Here is a 17,339-nt window from a genome sequence, read left to right on the forward strand (position 1 = left end):
GTGCGTTATATCGATGTAAAAGATTTGACCTTTTATTATGATGATGAGCCCGTCTTGGAAGACATTTCTTACTTTGTTGAAGACGGCGAATTCGTGATTTTGACCGGCGAAAATGGGGCGGCAAAATCTACTTTGATCAAAGCAACCCTTGGTTTGTTGAAACCTTCTAAAGGAGCAGTCACCTTGGCGACCAAGAATGCAGCTGGTGAAAAATTAAGCATCGGCTACATTCCTCAGCAGATTGCTTCCTTTAACGTCGGGTTCCCCAGCACCGTTTTGGAATTGGTCCAATCAGGCCGCTACCCAAGAGATCGTTGGTTCAAGCGACTGACGAAACGAGACCATGAACATGTCCGCCGTGCATTAGATGCCGTCGGGATGTGGGACGTGCGTCATAAACGGATCGGTGAGTTGTCCGGTGGCCAAAAACAGCGGATCAGCTTGGCACGGGTCTTTGCCACGGATCCTGATTTATTTATTTTAGATGAACCGACTACGGGGATGGATGAACAATCCCGCAATCTGTTTTATGAACTGCTGCGGCACAATGCTCATGACCACGGCAAGTCGATTTTGATGATCACTCATGATCACGAAGATATCAAAGAATATGCGGACCGTCAGATCCGTTTAGTGCGGAAGGAGGATTCACCATGGCGCTGCTTTCATATGAATTCATGAGAAGAGCTTTTCTTGCGGCGATTTTTATTGCTGGTATCGCACCAATGCTGGGGGTCTTTCTGGTGATTCGACGACAGTCATTGATGGCTGATACGCTGTCCCATGTCTCTTTAGCAGGGGTGGCACTAGGCTTCTTTCTAAATCTAAATCCGAGTTTGACGACGCTATTGATCGTAGTCATTGCCGCAATCATTTTGGAATACTTGCGAACACTGTACCGCAGTTATTCAGAGATTTCGATCGCTATTTTGATGTCCGGCGGTTTAGCATTAGCCCTCGTCCTGATGAACCTTAGCGGTGGAAACTCCGCAACGAGCATCCAATCGTATTTGTTTGGGTCGATCGTTACGATCACACAAGAGCAAGTTTGGATCTTAGGCTTTTTGTTTTTAGTCGTTTTTGCTTTATTTTTCTTATTCAAACGGCCCATGTACATTTTGACCTTTGATGAAGATACCGCTCATGTCGATGGCTTGCCTGTGCGAGTGATGTCGATGCTCTTTAATGTCTTGACGGGGGTGGCAATCGCCATGATGATCCCGATTGCGGGTGCATTGCTGATCTCTGCGATCATGGTTTTACCAGCTGCCATTAGTATGCGTTTAGGCAAAAGCTTCAACGCGGTGATTTTGATCAGTGTCGTGATCGGCATGATTGGGATGATGTCTGGTTTGACCAGTTCCTTTTATTTGGACACACCACCGGGAGCGACGATTACGCTGGTTTTTATCGCTCTTTTCTTAGTAATCAATTTGATCAAACGCATCGTGATCCTCGTGCAACGAAAACAACGCCTCAAATAAAGGGCTTTATGAAAAAGAAACGAAGAATTTTCGTTTCTTTTTTTTAAACTCTAATCAAAACCGAACGATATAAGCAATATTTCAGATAATGCTCGCATTTATCCCGAAAAAGCCTTATAATAAGGCGAATAAACTAAAGGAGTTGTCCGGTGTGAAAATACGTCGAAGTGAACGACTGATCGATATGACACATTACTTGTTGAATCATCCCCATGAATTGATTTCATTGTCCTTCTTTTCTAAACGATATGCCTCTGCAAAATCATCGATTAGCGAAGATTTATCTATTATCAAAAAGACCTTTAAAGAACGAGGAACAGGCATTCTTGATACCGTGCCAGGCGCTGCTGGCGGTGTTTTTTTTGTGCCTGAAATTTCTGAAGAAGAAGCGTATGCGTACGTCGAAGGGCTGGCAAAACGCTTGTCTGAGCAAGACCGTTTGTTGCCTGGCGGCTATGTCTATCTATCTGACTTATTGGGCGAACCGGAATTGCTGCGCCAAGTCGGCCGCATCATCGCTTCCAAATATTTAGGCGAACAAATCGATGCGGTGATGACCGTTGCTACTAAAGGAGTGCCGATCGCTCAAGCAGTCTCTTACTACTTGAATGTTCCCTTCGTGATCGTGCGTCGTGATTCCAAGATCACTGAAGGCTCGACCGTGAGTGTCAATTATGTCTCTGGTTCTTCAGAGCGGATCGAAAAAATGGAATTATCCAAACGCAGCTTAAAGCGCGGCTCTAGAGTATTGGTGGTCGATGACTTTATGAAAGGCGGCGGCACGGTCAATGGGATGAAGAGCTTGATTGAAGAATTTGAAGCCGAATTAGTCGGTATTACGGTTTTTGCCGAAACGAAATTCAAAGGCAAGCGGGCCATCAGCGATTACAGCTCTCTGCTGTATGTTGAAGATGTCGATACCCAGACCAAAACGATCTCGGTAGTACCGGGAAATTATTTTGAGAAAAAAGCCTGATTTTTGTGGCTCTTAGACTGGCGCAAGCAGCTGTTTTTCGAACGGCGGCTGCCAGTCTTTTTTTGATTGGTCTAGGTGGGGATTCCTTAAATCGTTGAAATTTACAAGTACTTGGGCTAAACTGTTTATAGGAAATTCAATGAACAAAAATCGTTCAGATTGATAGGAGTGGAATACGTGGACGCACGTTTTGCAATAATTTTAGCGGCTGGAAAAGGCACGCGCATGAAATCGAAGTTATATAAAGTGTTACATCCGGTTTGCGGTAAGCCAATGGTGGAGCACATCATGAACCGAGTGGTGGAAACAAATCCTGAAGAGATCGTGACGATCGTTGGTCACGGGGCGGAAATGGTCAAGGAGCAACTGGGGGATCGCACCAATTACGCCTTACAAGCCGAACAATTAGGTACCGGTCACGCTGTCGTTCAAGCCGAATCATTTTTAAAGGGCAAAAAAGGCACGACCTTAGTAATTAGTGGGGATACGCCGTTATTGACGACGGAAACCTTGAATAACTTGTTCGATTACCATCAAGGGAAAAATGCATCGGCAACGATCTTGACGGCACAAGCGGCAGACCCAACGGGCTATGGCCGGATCGTACGGGATCATGTCGGCATCGTGGAAAAAATCGTCGAGCAAAAAGATGCGTCGACCGAAGAAGCACTGATCCAAGAAATCAATACAGGCACGTATTGCTTTGACAATGAATTGTTATTTGACGCCTTGGCAAAATTAGATACGGACAATGCTCAAGGGGAGTACTACTTGACTGATATTATCGAGATCTTAAAGGAAGACGGCAAAATCATCGCTGCTTATCAAACCGAAGATTTCCATGAATCTTTAGGAGTCAACGACCGCATCGCCTTAGCCGAAGCCAATCGCTTGATGCGCCAGCGGATCAACCGTCAACACATGCAAAACGGCGTGACCTTGATCGACCCGGCGACGACTTATATCGACGAAGGCGTTGTGATTGGTTCAGATACCTTGATCGAAGCCGGTGTGATCATCAAAGGGCAGACGACGATCGGAGAAGACTGTGTCATTACGGCAGCTTCTGAAATTGAAGACAGCAAGATCGGCAACCAAGTGACGATCAAGGCATCGACGATCGAGGAGAGCATCATTCATGATGGCGCCGATGTCGGTCCCAATGCCCACCTTCGCCCCAATGCGGAAATTTTGGCCCATGCCCATATCGGTAACTTTGTGGAAATCAAAAATGCGACGATTGGTGAAGGCACCAAAGTCGGACACTTGTCCTATGTCGGTGATGCAACCTTAGGCAAAAACATCAACGTCGGCTGCGGTGTAGTCTTTGTTAATTATGACGGCAAGAGCAAATTTAAAACGACTGTCGGGGACAATTGCTTTATCGGCTCCGGGTCTAATCTGGTTGCACCCTTGACCATCGAAGAGGAAACGATGATCGCTGCTGGCTCAACGATCACCAAAGATGTTCCTAAACACAGTATGGCGATTGCCCGCGCCCGTCAGGAAAATAAAGCGGATTACGCGAAAAAGTTACCTTATCTAAATTAGAAATAGCGAAATGACTTGATTTCTTAAGGAAAAATGACTACTATTTATTAGGAAGAAGATTCTAGTAAAAAGGAGTCATTTTTTTCTAGATGAACGCAAAGAAAGTGGAGGTTCTCATGTCAAATCATTATTTTGATCCAAGATTGAAGATTTTTTCTCTGAACTCAAATCGTCCTTTGGCGGAAAAAATCGCAGCTGCAGTAGGTGTTGAATTAGGTAAGTGTTCAGTCAAACAATTTAGCGATGGTGAAATCCAAGTGAATATTGAAGAAAGTATTCGTGGTGCCCACGTCTACGTGATTCAATCAACCAGCAGCCCTGTAAACGATAACCTAATGGAATTGCTGATCATGATCGATGCTTTGAAGCGCGCCAGTGCGAAGACGATCAATGTAGTAATGCCTTATTATGGTTATGCAAGACAAGACCGCAAAGCGCGATCAAGAGAACCAATCACCGCAAAACTTGTAGCAAACATGATCGAAAAAGCCGGTGCGAACCGTATGGTTACACTGGATTTGCATGCTTCACAGATTCAAGGGTTCTTTGATATCCCAGTTGACCACTTGATGGGTGCACCATTGATCGCCAACTACTTCTTGGAAAGAGGCATTCAAGGCGATGACGTCGTAGTCGTTTCACCAGACCACGGTGGCGTGACTCGTGCCCGCAAATTAGCTGAGTTTCTTAAGTCACCAATCGCGATCATCGACAAACGTCGTCCGAAAGCCAACGTAGCGGAAGTCATGAATATCATTGGTCATGTTGAAGGCAAAACTTGTGTCTTGATCGACGATATGATCGATACTGCTGGTACCATCACATTGGCTGCGAATGCGTTGAAACAAGCAGGTGCCAAAAGTGTTTACGCCTCATGTACTCACCCTGTCTTGTCAGGACCTGCCTTGGAACGAATCGAAGATTCGGCCATTGAGCATCTAGTTGTGACAGATTCGATTTACTTGCCAGAAGACCGTAAGTCGAAAAAAATCGATGAGATCAGTGTTGGTGCCTTGATGGGCGAAGCGATCAAACGAATCCATGAGAACAAACCAGTAAGTCCACTGTTTGAATCAAAATTATCAATTTAATCGTGCCTCATAAGCATGAGAACAACAGCCAATGGTCGGTCTTTAACCGCTCATTGGTTGTTTTTTTCTGAGGAGTTTCAGGATGTTTTTAGAAAAAACGATCGCAGTCATGTTTCTTTTCACCAATTTATGGTATTCTTGAAAGTGACTTGCGAAACGCAAGCACAAAATAAAATAGAATCTAATCACAAAGGGGAGTCTGCAAAGGCTGAGAATGAGAGTACTCTAAACCCTTCGTACCTGTTTCGATCATGCGAACGTAGGAATTGTGACGAGTTGAAGTGTCTAACACTTCTCCTTTGTGAATTGTGATGATTCTAAAGGAGGAGTTTTTTTTGAAACGAAAAATGTCGCTGCAAGTGTGGACGGAAGGAACGATGATTGCTGCTATCGGGGTCGTCTTGTCGTATATCCCGATCCAGACAGCCAATTCCAGTATCGACTTGTCTCTAGGGCTCGTGCCCTTGGTCTTGTATTCGTATCGTCGCGGGGTGCTGCCGGGAATGACGGCGGGATTTATGTGGGGCTTGCTGAATATTTTGATTGGTAGCGCCATGCGTAACTTTATCACCGTTCCACAGATCATCTTTGAATATCCCTTTGCCTTTGCTTTTGGCGGGATGGGCGGCTTGTTTGCTAATAAAATCCAGCAAGCGATCCGTCAAAACAGCAAAACCGTTACGTGGTATGTCGTCTTAGGGGGCATCGTGGCGGTGATTAGCCGTTGGTTTTGGCATTATTGGGCAGGGGTTTTTGTCTGGGGAATGTACGCACCAGAAGGACAAAGTCCGTATCTGTATTCCTTGATCTTCAATGGAACATCGGTCATCATCAATATCGTTTATGTGGGCGTTGTATTAGGTCTCTTAGTTAAGGCAGCCCCGAAATTATTTGTGCCTAAAGCTTAGTTTTAGAAATGGAACCATGAAAAAATGTCTTGATGCTCTTTGAAAAAGAGAAGCATCAAGACATTTTTTTGTCGAAAAAGCCAAAAGCCAAATCTTCTTGATCAATTTCCAACGACCAGTTTTTTTTGCTGGCTGAGTAGCGCAAAACTGCAATTTGATCTAACTCTTTTTGATTGACCAATGTGCTTTTCAAGCCAGCATCTTCTGACAGATAGATCGGAATCGTATAAGTTTTATCGATCAGTTGTTCTTGTGTCAGACAGAAGACGATGCCTTCTTGCATGATTCCCCGCAACTCTTTCAGCAAATTAAAATCGAGTTTTTCCACCGGTGTTGCTTTTTTAAAAAAGGAGAGGCGATCATTGATTTTTTCTAAGACGATGCGGGTGATCCGATCCGCCAAGATTCGGTAATATTCATCTAAGTAGCGATAATAAACGCGGGAACGTGCATCTTTTAAGTCAAAGAAAACAAAGTTATTTTGCAGTTTGTAAAAGAAAGGGGAGTGGAGGTGTGTCTTCATGTGGCCAAAATATAACAATTCGGAGATCTCTAAAGGCGTCAATTCTTTGACCATCTCGTAATCATTAAAATCGATCCACTTCATTTCTTCGGCAATGCGACCTTTGTTGATTTGCTGAAAAAACAGTTGGACATCTTCCATTCCGCGTATCACTTTTAAGCCCGTATGACCGTCGAATTCGCCGAAATCACTGGAAGGATCAAGCAAGAGCAAATTCTTGGGCTGATGGACGATGCTCTTGTTAAAATCTTGGGGGGCAAGCCCGCGGGTCAAGACGGCATTGCTGGTTGTATCAATATGTACGTAAATCGTGTTAGACATGCCGATCGATCCCTCCTATATACTAAGTTCATTCTACAACAAAGCGCTGAAAATTGCTTGTATCTTTTCGTTTAAAGTTATATTACAAAATAACAGAAAAAACAATTTTTAAGTTCCCTTTTTCGACAAAAAAAGGCAAATCTTGTCTTTTCGTAAAAAAACTGGCCAAAATTGGCGTCTTTATGAGGATTTTGGTATGATAAAAGAAGAAACTAATGGAGACGAGAACCTATGAGAAAAAAGAAAAGCAGACTTTCGAATTGGCTGAGCAATCTCTTTTTGCTTGTGCTGTTATTGATTGGTTTAGCATTGATTTTTAATAATCAAATCAAAAATTATTTTATTAAACAAACAGGTGAAGCATACGCAGTCGGCACCATTGATCGTAGTGAGGTCGAAAAAAATATGGAAGCGGAAGCGACCTTTGATTTTGATGCCGTGGAGCCGGCAAGTTCAGAAGCAGTCTTACGGGCGCAGCTGAGCAACAAAGCTTTGCCAGTGATCGGCGGCGTGGCGGTTCCCAGTGTTGGGATCAATCTGCCGATTTTTAAAGGCTTGGCCAACGAGGCCTTGCTGTATGGTGCTGGTACGTTAAGTCCCACCCAAAAAATGGGGGAAGGCAATTACGCGTTAGCTAGCCATCGCGCTCAATCGCCAGAGCTCCTGTTTACACCATTGGATGATGTCGCGATCGGGGCGGCTATCTATGTGACCGATCTGGAAAATATTTACACGTATACTGCGACTTCTTCTGTGCGGGTCGACCCGACCGATGTTTATTTGCTTGACGAAGTAGAAGGCCGCAAAATGATCACGCTGATCACCTGTGGGGAAATGGGCGGTGTCACCCGTCGTGTGATCCAAGGTGATCTGGAATCTGTAACGCCTGTCGACGAAGCAACGGATGAGATGTTGGCAGCATTCAACATGGCACAACGAACATTTTAATCAAAAGAATAGCTCGAGTGGTACGGCAGCTGGCGTGTCATTCGTCTATTCTTTTTTGCTTAAGGAGGCGTCTTGATGAAAGTGAAAAAACTGACTTCGATCGATTTTCTTGCACAAAGGGCAGGGTTTCAAGAAAGCCGACTCGTCTTTTCCTTTTTTGAGTCGCACTCAAAAGCGCGACGAGCCTTTCTTGCCGACATGGCGCAGCAGGGCTGGCAGATCGACAGCCGTTATGGCCGCTTTTACCTTGCCGGGCAGTTTGATTTTGACCAAAAGACACTGACCATCACCAATCTGCTGGTGGAAGCGGCCGCCGAGTTTACTTGGAAACAACTGCTGGCCGTGACAGAAAGCTTCGCCCGCAGTCGCTTTGTAGCAGCCGTCTTGTGGCAGCTTCCTCATCGGCCCCCCTTGGCTGAGTGGTTTATCCAGCAAGGGTATCAGGTGGTCCCTCAAGGGTATCAAAGAGCGCTATCTTATCAGACGGCGCTGGTTTTAGGCGGTGGCGGTGCTCATGGGGCGTATCAAATCGGGGTTTGGCAAGCGCTGCAAGAACGGGGCATCACCTTTGAATGGATCACGGGAACTTCCGTCGGTGCGTTGAATGGTGCCTTGATTTTAATGAACGATGTGGAAGCGGCCGTCGATTTATGGGCAAATATCTCCAGCGAGCAAGTATTGCACTATCCGCTTGCTTCGGTACGAGCCCAAACACTGCGGGATTTGATGAATCAAGCCAACTCGCTGGTCCGTGAAGCGGTCAAAAGCAACGGCGCCAGTACCGAACCCTTGGCAAAGCTTTTGCAAAAGACCTTTGATCAAGAAAAATTCAGCCAAACTGCTTGTCGTTTGCTGATCTGTACGACTCGTCTGCCAGATTTCAAGGAGACGGTTTATGCCTTTGATCCATCAGCAGTAGAAGAAAACCTGCATTGGTTATTGGCATCAGCCTCATTTTATCCAGCGATGCAGGCGCAAAAAATCAATGATGCCTATTATATCGATGGCGGCTATCGCAATAACCTGCCCATCGATGTCGCTCTACAGCAAGGGGCAACGGAATGTATCACCGTGGATGTCCAAGGACCCGGCATCAATAAAAGGACGGTTTTGACGGAAGAAACTGCGCAACTTTCGTTAGGGTCTCCTTGGTCCTTAGGCAGCTTTTTGGTTTTTGATGCCCAGCGTTCGCTGGATAATATGACCTTGGGCTATTTGGAAACCTTGAAAGTGTTCGGCAAATACCAAGGCCATTGGTATACCTTTGAAAAGACGGTTGATTTTCAGCCGTTATGGCGGGGCTTTTTGAAAGAGCTACGCCAGACAGACCCGTTGCTTTATCAGGAACTAAAGAAAAAAGAATTTTGGAAAAAAATGCGTAAATTCTATCAACAGGATGTGCCATTTGAGCAGTGGGGGCGTATACTGATAGAGTGTACCGCGAAAGTATTGTATCTAGCGCCTACGGTGATTTATGAGCAGGAAACGATTCTAACGGCTTTAGCTGAGAAAATTGCGCTAAAGGCAGTGGAAGAAGCCGATGCCTGGTCGATCACCGAGTGGCTGAGTTATTATCGCGACCGTTTTTTTGTCTTGTCCGAGCAAAACCGCTTTTTCTTTTTTTATCGGACGCAGCAATTGAATTTGCCCGCCCTTCAGCAGATTCGCCGGCGTTACCCGCTGACTGCTTTGATGGCAGCGTATAGTCACTATCTTTTGAAAGGAGCAGAAAATGGATAAATTTTCGTATGAAATCGTCGAAGAGATCGCCGTGCTTTCGGAAAATCAAAGAGGCTGGCGCAAAGAATTGAATTTGGTGAGCTGGAATGGGCGTCCGCCAAAATTTGATCTGAGAGATTGGGGCCCAGAGCACGAGAAGATGGGCAAAGGCGTGACCTTATCCAATGAAGAATTTGCAGAACTTAAAAAAGCCCTGCTTTCCATGTAAGAAAGCAAAACGGTGAGGAGTGATCAAATGAAAAGTATGACTGGTTTTGGCAAAGGCAGTGCAGAAACGCCAGATGTGCAGATCGAAATTGAGATCAAAAGTGTCAATCAGCGCTTTTTGGACCTGCAGCTGCGAATGCCCAAACAATTGAATCCTCTAGAAGGTGCTTTACGGCAGTCGATCAAGCAGACCCTCCAGCGGGGGCGAATCGAATTGTATGTGACGTTAAAAGAAAAAACCGCAAATACGAAACAGATCGAGATCCAATGGGACCTGCTGGAACGTTTCATGCAGGAGATCGATACCGAAGCCAACGCCCGTTTTGACCTGACAGAGCTGCCAAAAGCAGCATTGCTGGAACAATTCCTGCTCCATGAGGCTTTTCTAACGATCTCTGATCAAGAGCCAGAAGAAAGCACCTTAGCCGATGGCGTGATGGAAGCATTAGACCAAGCGTTGGCAGCGATCGACCAAAGCCGCTGGGTGGAAGGGCAAGGCATTCTGCAGATCTTACAAGAAAACCAGCGACAGCTGCAGGAAAAGCTGACAGAACTCAAACAATTCGTGGCCCTCTATGAGGCGGACTACCAAGAACGCTTTGAAAAGAAACTGACTGCTTATTTAGGGGAAGAAGTCGATCGCGATCGTTTACTGACAGAGTTGGCGATTTTATTAGAACGCGGCGATATCCACGAAGAACTGGATCGTTTAAGTATCCATTTAACGACGATGACGGAGCTGCTGGCAGCTGAGACGCCGATAGGTCGAGAGCTGGATTTCTTGATCCAAGAGATGAACCGAGAAGTCAATACGATTGGCTCAAAATCAAGTCCGATCCAAATCAAAAACAGTGTCGTCCAAATGAAGACGATCATTGAGAAAATCAGAGAACAAGTTCAAAACATCGAGTAGGAGGAATGAACCAATGAAATATTACGATATCACCTTTCACGAACTGAGCGGAAAAAATGTCATCAAGCGCAGTATTCCCTCTGATAAAGAGAATTTCTCTGCGTGGGAAGATGCCTGCGTAGCCATCGAGCCGGATTTTCTTCATCTACTAGTTGATGGCGTAGCTGTTTCTTTAAATCGTCGGTACATCGTACGTATCGATTGCCAAGAAGTGACGGATCCGACCGAAAAAGCGATCACTGCCAAAGACGAATTAGCAGGGGTCATCAATACCTTAAGCAACATGGGCTTTTAAGAAAGCAGCCGAAGTGTAGACTAGCAATTTCATGAAATTCCCATTATAATAAAGTAGTTCTTGAAAGTTGCTGAAAAAAAGTGCAAAATAGACGTTAAGCAAATGTCAGTGAAAGGACGTCATTATGTCAGAGCGAGGATTACTTATAGTTTTATCAGGACCTTCCGGAGTAGGGAAAGGGACCGTGCGCAAAGCAATTTTTGAGAGTGACGACAACGATTTTCAATATTCCGTTTCAATGACCACTCGTCAAAAACGCGAGGGGGAAGTGGAAGGGGTCGATTACTATTTCCGCACGCGGGAAGAATTTGAAGCCTTGATCGAAGCCGGTGAAATGCTGGAATACGCCGAATATGTCGGCAATTATTATGGCACCCCATTATCTTATGTCCAACAAACACTGGATCAAGGAAAAGATGTATTTTTAGAGATCGAAGTGCAAGGGGCAAAACAAGTAAAAGACAAAGTTCCCGATGGTGTGTTTATTTTTCTGACGCCACCTGATCTGGCAGAATTACGCTCTCGTATTACAGGAAGAGGAACCGACTCTGCCGAAGTGATCGATGAACGGATGCGTGTCGCCCGTGAAGAAATCGAAATGATGGCTTTGTATGATTATGCCGTTGTCAATGATGAAGTACCTAAGGCAGTCCAACGAATTCGCGAAATTATTTCGAGTGAACATTTTCGCGTTGACCGAGTGATCGGAACCTATATCAAAATGTTAGAGGAGCTGTAAGAAATATGATGTTAAAACCTTCAATCGATTCTTTGTTGGATCGTGTCAACTCAAAATATTCATTAGTGATCTTAGCAAGCAAACGGGCGCATGAACTTGATGCCGGTGCGCAAGCAACATTAGAAAACTTTGATTCAGTGAAAAGCGTGGGTCAAGCGCTTGAAGAAATCGAAGCGGAATTAGTCGTTAATGATCCGCATCCGGAAATCAAACGGGCCCGTTTGAAAATGGAACAAGAAGAGCGCAAAGCGCAAAAAGACCAAGAACAAAAAGAATTAGAAGCGCGTATCCGCGACGAACAAAAGCTATAGACAAAAGCAAGCTAGAGCACGCCTGTGTTCTGGCTTTTTCTTTTGAATGGCGATGGTTAAATTTTTGTAAGGGGTACAGACAAACCCCAGCCCATTTAGTAAAATAGAACCTAAAAGGAGGAGAAGAGATGGCGTACATAGCAGAAGTGATCGTGGATGTTCCCACGATGCAGACCGATCAGCCTTTTACTTATCTGATCCCATCAGAATTACAAGCCGCCATTGAGACAGGAATGCGGGTCGAAGTGCCATTTGGCAAAGGCGACCGCCATATCCAAGGGTTCGTCGTCGGGCTTTCAGAAGTTGCCGAACCGCAACAGACCTTAAAACCAATCGTTCGTTTGTTGGATTTGTCGCCTGTCGTCAATGAAGAACTTCTCCAATTAGCCGACTACATGAAGGAAACGACCTTTGCCTTTAAGATTACTTGCTTGCAGACGATGCTGCCTAGTGTGATGAAAGCCGAGTACCAAAAGCAGATCGTTTTACTCGAAGGAAATCATCCCATCAAAGAATATTTTCCCGAAGACGGCATCCTCAGCTGGCAAGCCGCCGAAAGTGCAGGGCTGCTGCCGCAGTTGAAGCCTTTGCGGGAAGCCGCAGTAGTTGAACTGCAGTACCTCGTGAAAAATAAAAACAAAGCGAAAATGACCCGTTATATTGAACGTAGGATCGAGCCAGCAGAAATCCCCGCCGTCCAGCAACAGCTGCGCAAAGGGGCCAAACGCAAGCTGGAAATCTTACAGATTTTGACAGAGGAAGCCCGCTTGCCGGTTTCCTTTTTTACCGAACAAGGGATTTCCACCGCGGCTTTGAACCAAGCACAAGAAGCTGGCTGGCTGACCTTTACGGAAGTTGAAGCCTACCGTGATCCTTACAAAGACCGTCAATTTCAAAAAACGGTCCCCCTTGAATTAAATGAAGAACAGGCAGCTGCAGTAGCGCAAATCACTGCTTGTGCGGATAACCAAGAGGCGCAGACTTTTTTACTGGAAGGGATCACCGGCAGTGGAAAAACAGAAGTCTATCTGCAAGCGATCGCCCAATTGCTGAAACAAGGCAAAACCGCGATCATGCTCGTACCGGAGATCGCTTTGACCCCGCAAATGGTCGAACGCTTTAAAAGCCGTCTCGGCGACGCAGTGGCTGTTTTACACAGCGGCTTGTCCCAAGGTGAAAAATACGATGAATGGCGTAAGATCGAACGTGGGGAGGCGCAGGTGGTGGTTGGCGCCCGCTCGGCGATTTTTGCTCCGTTGAAAAACATCGGGGTCATCATCGTCGATGAGGAGCACGAAGCTTCCTACAAGCAAGATGAAGCCCCTCGTTACCATGCGAGAGATTTAGCGATTTGGCGCAGCCAGTACCATCACTGTCCAGTGGTGTTAGGCAGTGCGACGCCGTCATTGGAGTCTCGTGCCCGGGCGCAAAAAGAAGTCTACCGCCTATTGAAATTGAATCAACGGGCAAAAACCAGTGCGCAATTACCGCAGATCGAAGTCGTGGATATGCGTACCGAATTTGCCAACAAAAAGTATCAAACCTTTTCTCGTCCGTTACAGGAAAAAATCACAGACCGCTTGGCCCGGAAAGAACAGATCGTCTTGCTACTGAATCGGCGCGGCTACTCTTCCTTCGTGATGTGCCGCGATTGTGGGTATGTTTTGCCTTGCCCAAATTGCGACATCTCCTTGACGCTCCATATGGATACCAAAACGATGCGCTGTCATTATTGCGGACATGAAGAACACATCCCCCATCGTTGCCCCAACTGTAATGCAGACAAGATTCGTTATTACGGAACGGGCACGCAAAAAGTGGAAGAAGAGTTGAAGGAACTGTTTCCCGAAGCGCGGGTTTTACGGATGGATGTCGATACCACCCGCAAAAAAGGCGCCCACGAAAAAATCTTGACCTTGTTTGGGGAGAAAAAAGCGGATATTTTGTTGGGGACCCAAATGATCGCCAAAGGCTTGGATTTTCCTGATATCACGCTGGTAGGGGTCTTGAATGCCGATACGGCCTTGAACTTGCCAGATTTTCGTTCGAGTGAACGGACGTTCCAGCTGCTGACTCAGGTCAGTGGTCGGGCAGGTCGGGCGGAAAAAACCGGCGAAGTGGTGATCCAAACATTCAACCCTGAGCACTATGCCATCCAGTTGGCGCAGTCGCAAGACTACGAAGATTTCTATCAAAAAGAGATGTGGATGCGGCACCAAAGCGGTTATCCACCGTATTATTTCACCGTCAAAATCACCTGCAGCCATCCCGAAGAGCAAGTCGCCGCTCAGAAGATGTTTGCGATCGCGCGGGATCTGCAGCAGGAGCTGTCACCGCGAAGTATTTTGTTGGGTCCGGCACCAAGTGCGATTTTGCGGGTGAAAAACCGTTATTACTACCAATTGATCATTAAATACAAAAATGAACCGCAGCTACCTGCTTTGTTGACCCGTCTGTTGGATCAAAGTCAAATCGATCAGCGCAAAGGATTGTACGTATCGATTGACCAAGAGCCGTTGAATTTTATTTAGAGGAGAAAATATGCGTTATCCTATTATTATCACCCCCGATGAACGTCTTCGTCGGCAAGCAAAACCCGTCAAAGTAATTACCGATGAACTCGTTCAGCTACTAGACGACCTTTATGAAACGATGGTCGCCCATGACGGGATCGGTATTGCCGCACCGCAAGTCGGCAAAAACCTGCAAGTGGCGATCGTGGAAGTCGAAGAAGACGATCGCTTTGAAATGATCAACCCTGAGATCATCGCTTCTTCTGGTGAATCCCTTGATGTGGAAGGCTGCTTGAGTATTCCCCACACCTTTGGGACCGTCAAACGAGCAGACGAGATCACTGTCCGCTATTTCGATCGAGAAGGAGAAGAAATGGAAGTGGAAGCATTCGGTTACTTGGCGCGTGCGATGCAGCATGAGATCGATCATTTAAATGGCGTGCTGTTTGTCGACAAGCTCGTCGAACGCATTCCTGAAGAAGACTTAGAAAAGTATATGGAGGAACATGAAAATGACTAAAATCGTCTTTATGGGTACCCCGGCGTTTTCCGTCCCAATTTTAGAAGGCTTGCTTGAAGCCGGCTATGAAGTGGCAGCAGTCGTGACCCAGCCGGATCGTCCCGTCGGTCGCAAAAAAACCATCACTCCGACACCCGTCAAAGAAGCGGCGTTGAAGCACGGTTTGTTGGTTTTACAACCAGAAAAAATCAGTGGGTCACCAGAAATGGAGCAGATTCAAGCTTTGGCACCTGATCTGCTGATCACGGCAGCTTTCGGTCAATTTTTACCTAGTGCTTTACTAGAAGTACCGAAGCATGGCGCTATCAACGTTCATGCGTCCCTACTGCCGAAATATCGGGGCGGGGCTCCTGTGCATTATGCCATCATGGAAGGGGAGCAAGAAACGGGTGTAACCATCATGGAAATGATCAAAAAAATGGATGCTGGCGGTATTTTTGCTCAAGCTCATTTGCCCATCACGGCACAAGATGATGTGGGGACGATGTTTGATAAGTTGAGCCTGCTGGGCAAAGACTTGTTGCTGGAAACCCTGCCGAAAATCTTGTCAGGAGAGTTGCAGCCGGTTCCGCAAGAAGAAGCGAAAGTAACCTTCTCGCCGAATATCAGCCGTGAACAAGAAGCCATCGACTGGCAGAAAACGGCGGTGCAAATCGATGCCCAAGTCCGAGGCATGCGGCCATGGCCGATCGCCTTTACGACACAAAACGGCAACCGCTGGAAGCTTTGGCAAGTAACACCGCTGGAGCAAACGACGACAGCCCAGCCAGGAACGATCATTGAACGGACGAAAAAAACGTTGCTGATCGCTTGTGGGGAAGGCACTGTATTGGCTATCGATGAATTGCAGCCAGCTGGAAAAGGCCGACAAGACATTGCCGCATTCTTAAACGGCAGTGGACAACAGATTCAAAAAGGGGATCAGGTAGGTACCTATGAAGCGTAATCTTGGAGACATACAATATACAGTGCGTTTTGTGGCACTAGAAGCGTTGTTGCGAATCGAAAAAGGCGGTGCTTATTCCAATCTACTGCTGCGGGAATTGATGAATCAAGGGCGTTTAAATGACAAGGACGGTCGCTTACTGACTGAATTGGTGTACGGCACCATCAGTCGTCAGCTTTTATTGGATTATTATTTGGACCGGTTTATTAAAAATGCCCGCAAAGTCGACCCGTGGGTCAAAACGCTGCTGCGGCTTTCCTTGTATCAGATGCTGTATCTCGATAAAGTACCCGCCCATGCCATCATTCATGAAGCCGTGGATATTGCGAAAGCCAAAGGCAATCCAGGGACTGGTAAATTCGTCAATGGCGTACTGCGCACGATCCAACGACAAGGAGTGCCAGACTTGGCATTGATCAAAGATCCAATGGAACGTTTAGCAACGGAAATCAGCCTGCCCTTATGGCTAACGAAGAAACTAGTCAAACAAATTGGGATCGAAGAAACCAGTGAGCTAGGCTATGCCTTATTTGAACCCAATCATGCCAGTGGTCGTATCGACCTGCAGCGCATCTCGCAAGCAGCAGCGATCGAACGGCTACAAGAAGAAGGCATTGACGCACGACCAAGTGAGCTTTCCCCTTATGGGGTTGTGGCTGATAAAGGCTTTATGGCGGGCTCTTCCCTCTACAAAGAAGGCTTACTGACGATCCAAGATGAAAGTTCGATGCTGGTTGCCCCCGTTTTACAAGTAGCCCGGAACCATCAAGTATTGGATGCGTGCGCCGCCCCAGGAGGCAAAACGACCCATATCGCTGCCTTCTTGTCTGCCGCAGAGGGCGGCAAAGTGACAGCACTGGATATCCATGCCCATAAAGTTAAGCTGATTCAGCAAAATGCCCAACGTTTAGGCGTAGAAGCAGTTGTGGAAACCCGCGTGATGGATGCCCGAGAGACGGCTCAAACCTTTGCCCCCGAACAATTTGATCGCATCTTAGTGGATGCCCCTTGTTCTGGATTAGGGTTGATGCGCCGTAAGCCGGACATCAAATACAGCAAGACGGAGGCCGATTTCCAACGCTTGCCGCAGATTCAGCGAGAGATTTTGGAAAGTGCCGCCCCAACCTTGAAAAAATCGGGTATAATGGTCTACAGCACATGTACGATTCTAGAGGAAGAAAATCAACAAGTCGTGGCAGCGTTTCTCGCTGACCATCCTGAATTTGAGCAAATGCCTCTTGCGGTAGGACCGCTGGCAGCCGAAGCGGTTCAAGAGGATATGTTGACGATCTATCCGCAAGATTTTATGACAGATGGCTTTTTTATCAGTTGTCTACGCAAAAAGTAACGAGG

General features: G+C 46.4%; 18 protein-coding genes and 1 riboswitch. Of the genes, 17 read left to right on the forward strand and 1 reads right to left on the reverse strand.

Annotated features, from left to right (window positions below):
- The 6 genes from IGI89_RS05290 (at nt 1) to thiT (ending at nt 6,010) form a co-directional block, all read left to right on the forward strand.
- Entirely contained in the window at nt 1-681 is a 681-nt protein-coding gene (locus IGI89_RS05290; RefSeq protein WP_005232967.1) for a metal ABC transporter ATP-binding protein, read from the forward strand.
- Nucleotides 654-1,484, forward strand: a complete 831-nt coding sequence (locus IGI89_RS05295; protein WP_005230272.1) for a metal ABC transporter permease — start codon at nt 654-656, stop codon at nt 1,482-1,484. Before IGI89_RS05290 ends, IGI89_RS05295 begins: the two co-directional genes overlap by 28 nt.
- Nucleotides 1,485-1,635: 151 nt before the next feature.
- A complete protein-coding gene (gene purR / locus IGI89_RS05300; protein WP_008381701.1) occupies nt 1,636-2,460 on the forward strand; it encodes a pur operon repressor in 825 nt (274 codons plus the stop codon).
- Between the two features lie 177 nt (nt 2,461-2,637).
- Entirely contained in the window at nt 2,638-4,011 is a 1,374-nt protein-coding gene (gene glmU / locus IGI89_RS05305; RefSeq protein ID WP_034871957.1) for a bifunctional UDP-N-acetylglucosamine diphosphorylase/glucosamine-1-phosphate N-acetyltransferase GlmU, read from the forward strand.
- A gap of 116 nt (nt 4,012-4,127) precedes the next feature.
- Nucleotides 4,128-5,102 carry a ribose-phosphate diphosphokinase gene (locus IGI89_RS05310; RefSeq protein WP_008381705.1) on the forward strand — a complete coding sequence of 325 codons (975 nt, stop codon included), beginning with the start codon at nt 4,128-4,130 and terminating at the stop codon, nt 5,100-5,102.
- 181 nt (nt 5,103-5,283) lie between these two features.
- Nucleotides 5,284-5,385, forward strand: a riboswitch (TPP riboswitch).
- A 52-nt stretch (nt 5,386-5,437) separates the two neighbouring features.
- Nucleotides 5,438-6,010, forward strand: a complete 573-nt coding sequence (gene thiT, locus IGI89_RS05315) for an energy-coupled thiamine transporter ThiT (protein WP_008381706.1) — start codon at nt 5,438-5,440, stop codon at nt 6,008-6,010.
- Between the two features lie 55 nt (nt 6,011-6,065).
- Here the strand turns inward: thiT and IGI89_RS05320 are convergent, their stop codons facing one another.
- Entirely contained in the window at nt 6,066-6,854 is a 789-nt protein-coding gene (locus IGI89_RS05320; RefSeq protein ID WP_005232973.1) for a hypothetical protein, read from the reverse strand.
- A 231-nt stretch (nt 6,855-7,085) separates the two neighbouring features.
- On the opposite strand from IGI89_RS05320, the gene IGI89_RS05325 reads away from it, so the two are divergent.
- From IGI89_RS05325 to rsmB, 11 genes are all read left to right on the forward strand, one after another.
- A complete protein-coding gene (locus tag IGI89_RS05325) occupies nt 7,086-7,802 on the forward strand; it encodes a class A sortase (protein ID WP_005232974.1) in 717 nt (238 codons plus the stop codon).
- Nucleotides 7,803-7,877: 75 nt separating this feature from the next.
- Complete coding sequence (locus IGI89_RS05330) at nt 7,878-9,542, forward strand: patatin-like phospholipase family protein (RefSeq protein ID WP_005232975.1); 1,665 nt, start codon at nt 7,878-7,880, stop codon at nt 9,540-9,542.
- The gene (locus tag IGI89_RS05335; RefSeq protein WP_005230288.1) at nt 9,535-9,750 is read left to right on the forward strand and encodes a YdbC family protein; all 216 of its coding nucleotides are present in this window, start codon (nt 9,535-9,537) and stop codon (nt 9,748-9,750) included. The genes IGI89_RS05330 and IGI89_RS05335 overlap by 8 nt, the downstream gene beginning before the upstream one ends.
- Before the next feature lie 27 nt (nt 9,751-9,777).
- Nucleotides 9,778-10,662, forward strand: coding sequence for a YicC/YloC family endoribonuclease (locus IGI89_RS05340; protein ID WP_061053501.1), 885 nt, complete (start codon nt 9,778-9,780; stop codon nt 10,660-10,662).
- Between the two features lie 13 nt (nt 10,663-10,675).
- Nucleotides 10,676-10,957 carry a hypothetical protein gene (locus IGI89_RS05345; protein ID WP_005230307.1) on the forward strand — a complete coding sequence of 94 codons (282 nt, stop codon included), beginning with the start codon at nt 10,676-10,678 and terminating at the stop codon, nt 10,955-10,957.
- A gap of 124 nt (nt 10,958-11,081) precedes the next feature.
- Nucleotides 11,082-11,696, forward strand: a complete 615-nt coding sequence (gene gmk, locus IGI89_RS05350; RefSeq protein WP_005230308.1) for a guanylate kinase — start codon at nt 11,082-11,084, stop codon at nt 11,694-11,696.
- 5 nt (nt 11,697-11,701) lie between these two features.
- A complete protein-coding gene (rpoZ, locus tag IGI89_RS05355; RefSeq protein ID WP_005232977.1) occupies nt 11,702-12,007 on the forward strand; it encodes a DNA-directed RNA polymerase subunit omega in 306 nt (101 codons plus the stop codon).
- Between the two features lie 128 nt (nt 12,008-12,135).
- A complete protein-coding gene (gene priA, locus IGI89_RS05360; protein WP_144330826.1) occupies nt 12,136-14,538 on the forward strand; it encodes a primosomal protein N' in 2,403 nt (800 codons plus the stop codon).
- A 10-nt stretch (nt 14,539-14,548) separates the two neighbouring features.
- Nucleotides 14,549-15,040, forward strand: a complete 492-nt coding sequence (def, locus tag IGI89_RS05365; RefSeq protein WP_005230314.1) for a peptide deformylase — start codon at nt 14,549-14,551, stop codon at nt 15,038-15,040.
- Nucleotides 15,033-15,986 (forward strand): methionyl-tRNA formyltransferase, encoded by a 954-nt coding sequence (gene fmt, locus IGI89_RS05370; RefSeq protein WP_438735399.1) that lies wholly within the window; start codon nt 15,033-15,035, stop codon nt 15,984-15,986. Before def ends, fmt begins: the two co-directional genes overlap by 8 nt.
- Entirely contained in the window at nt 15,976-17,334 is a 1,359-nt protein-coding gene (gene rsmB, locus IGI89_RS05375) for a 16S rRNA (cytosine(967)-C(5))-methyltransferase RsmB (RefSeq protein WP_008381714.1), read from the forward strand. Before fmt ends, rsmB begins: the two co-directional genes overlap by 11 nt.
- Nucleotides 17,335-17,339 lie beyond the last annotated feature (5 nt).

Source organism: Enterococcus sp. AZ141, from assembly GCF_051714385.1.
Lineage (GTDB): Bacteria > Bacillota > Bacilli > Lactobacillales > Enterococcaceae > Enterococcus_D > Enterococcus_D entomosocium.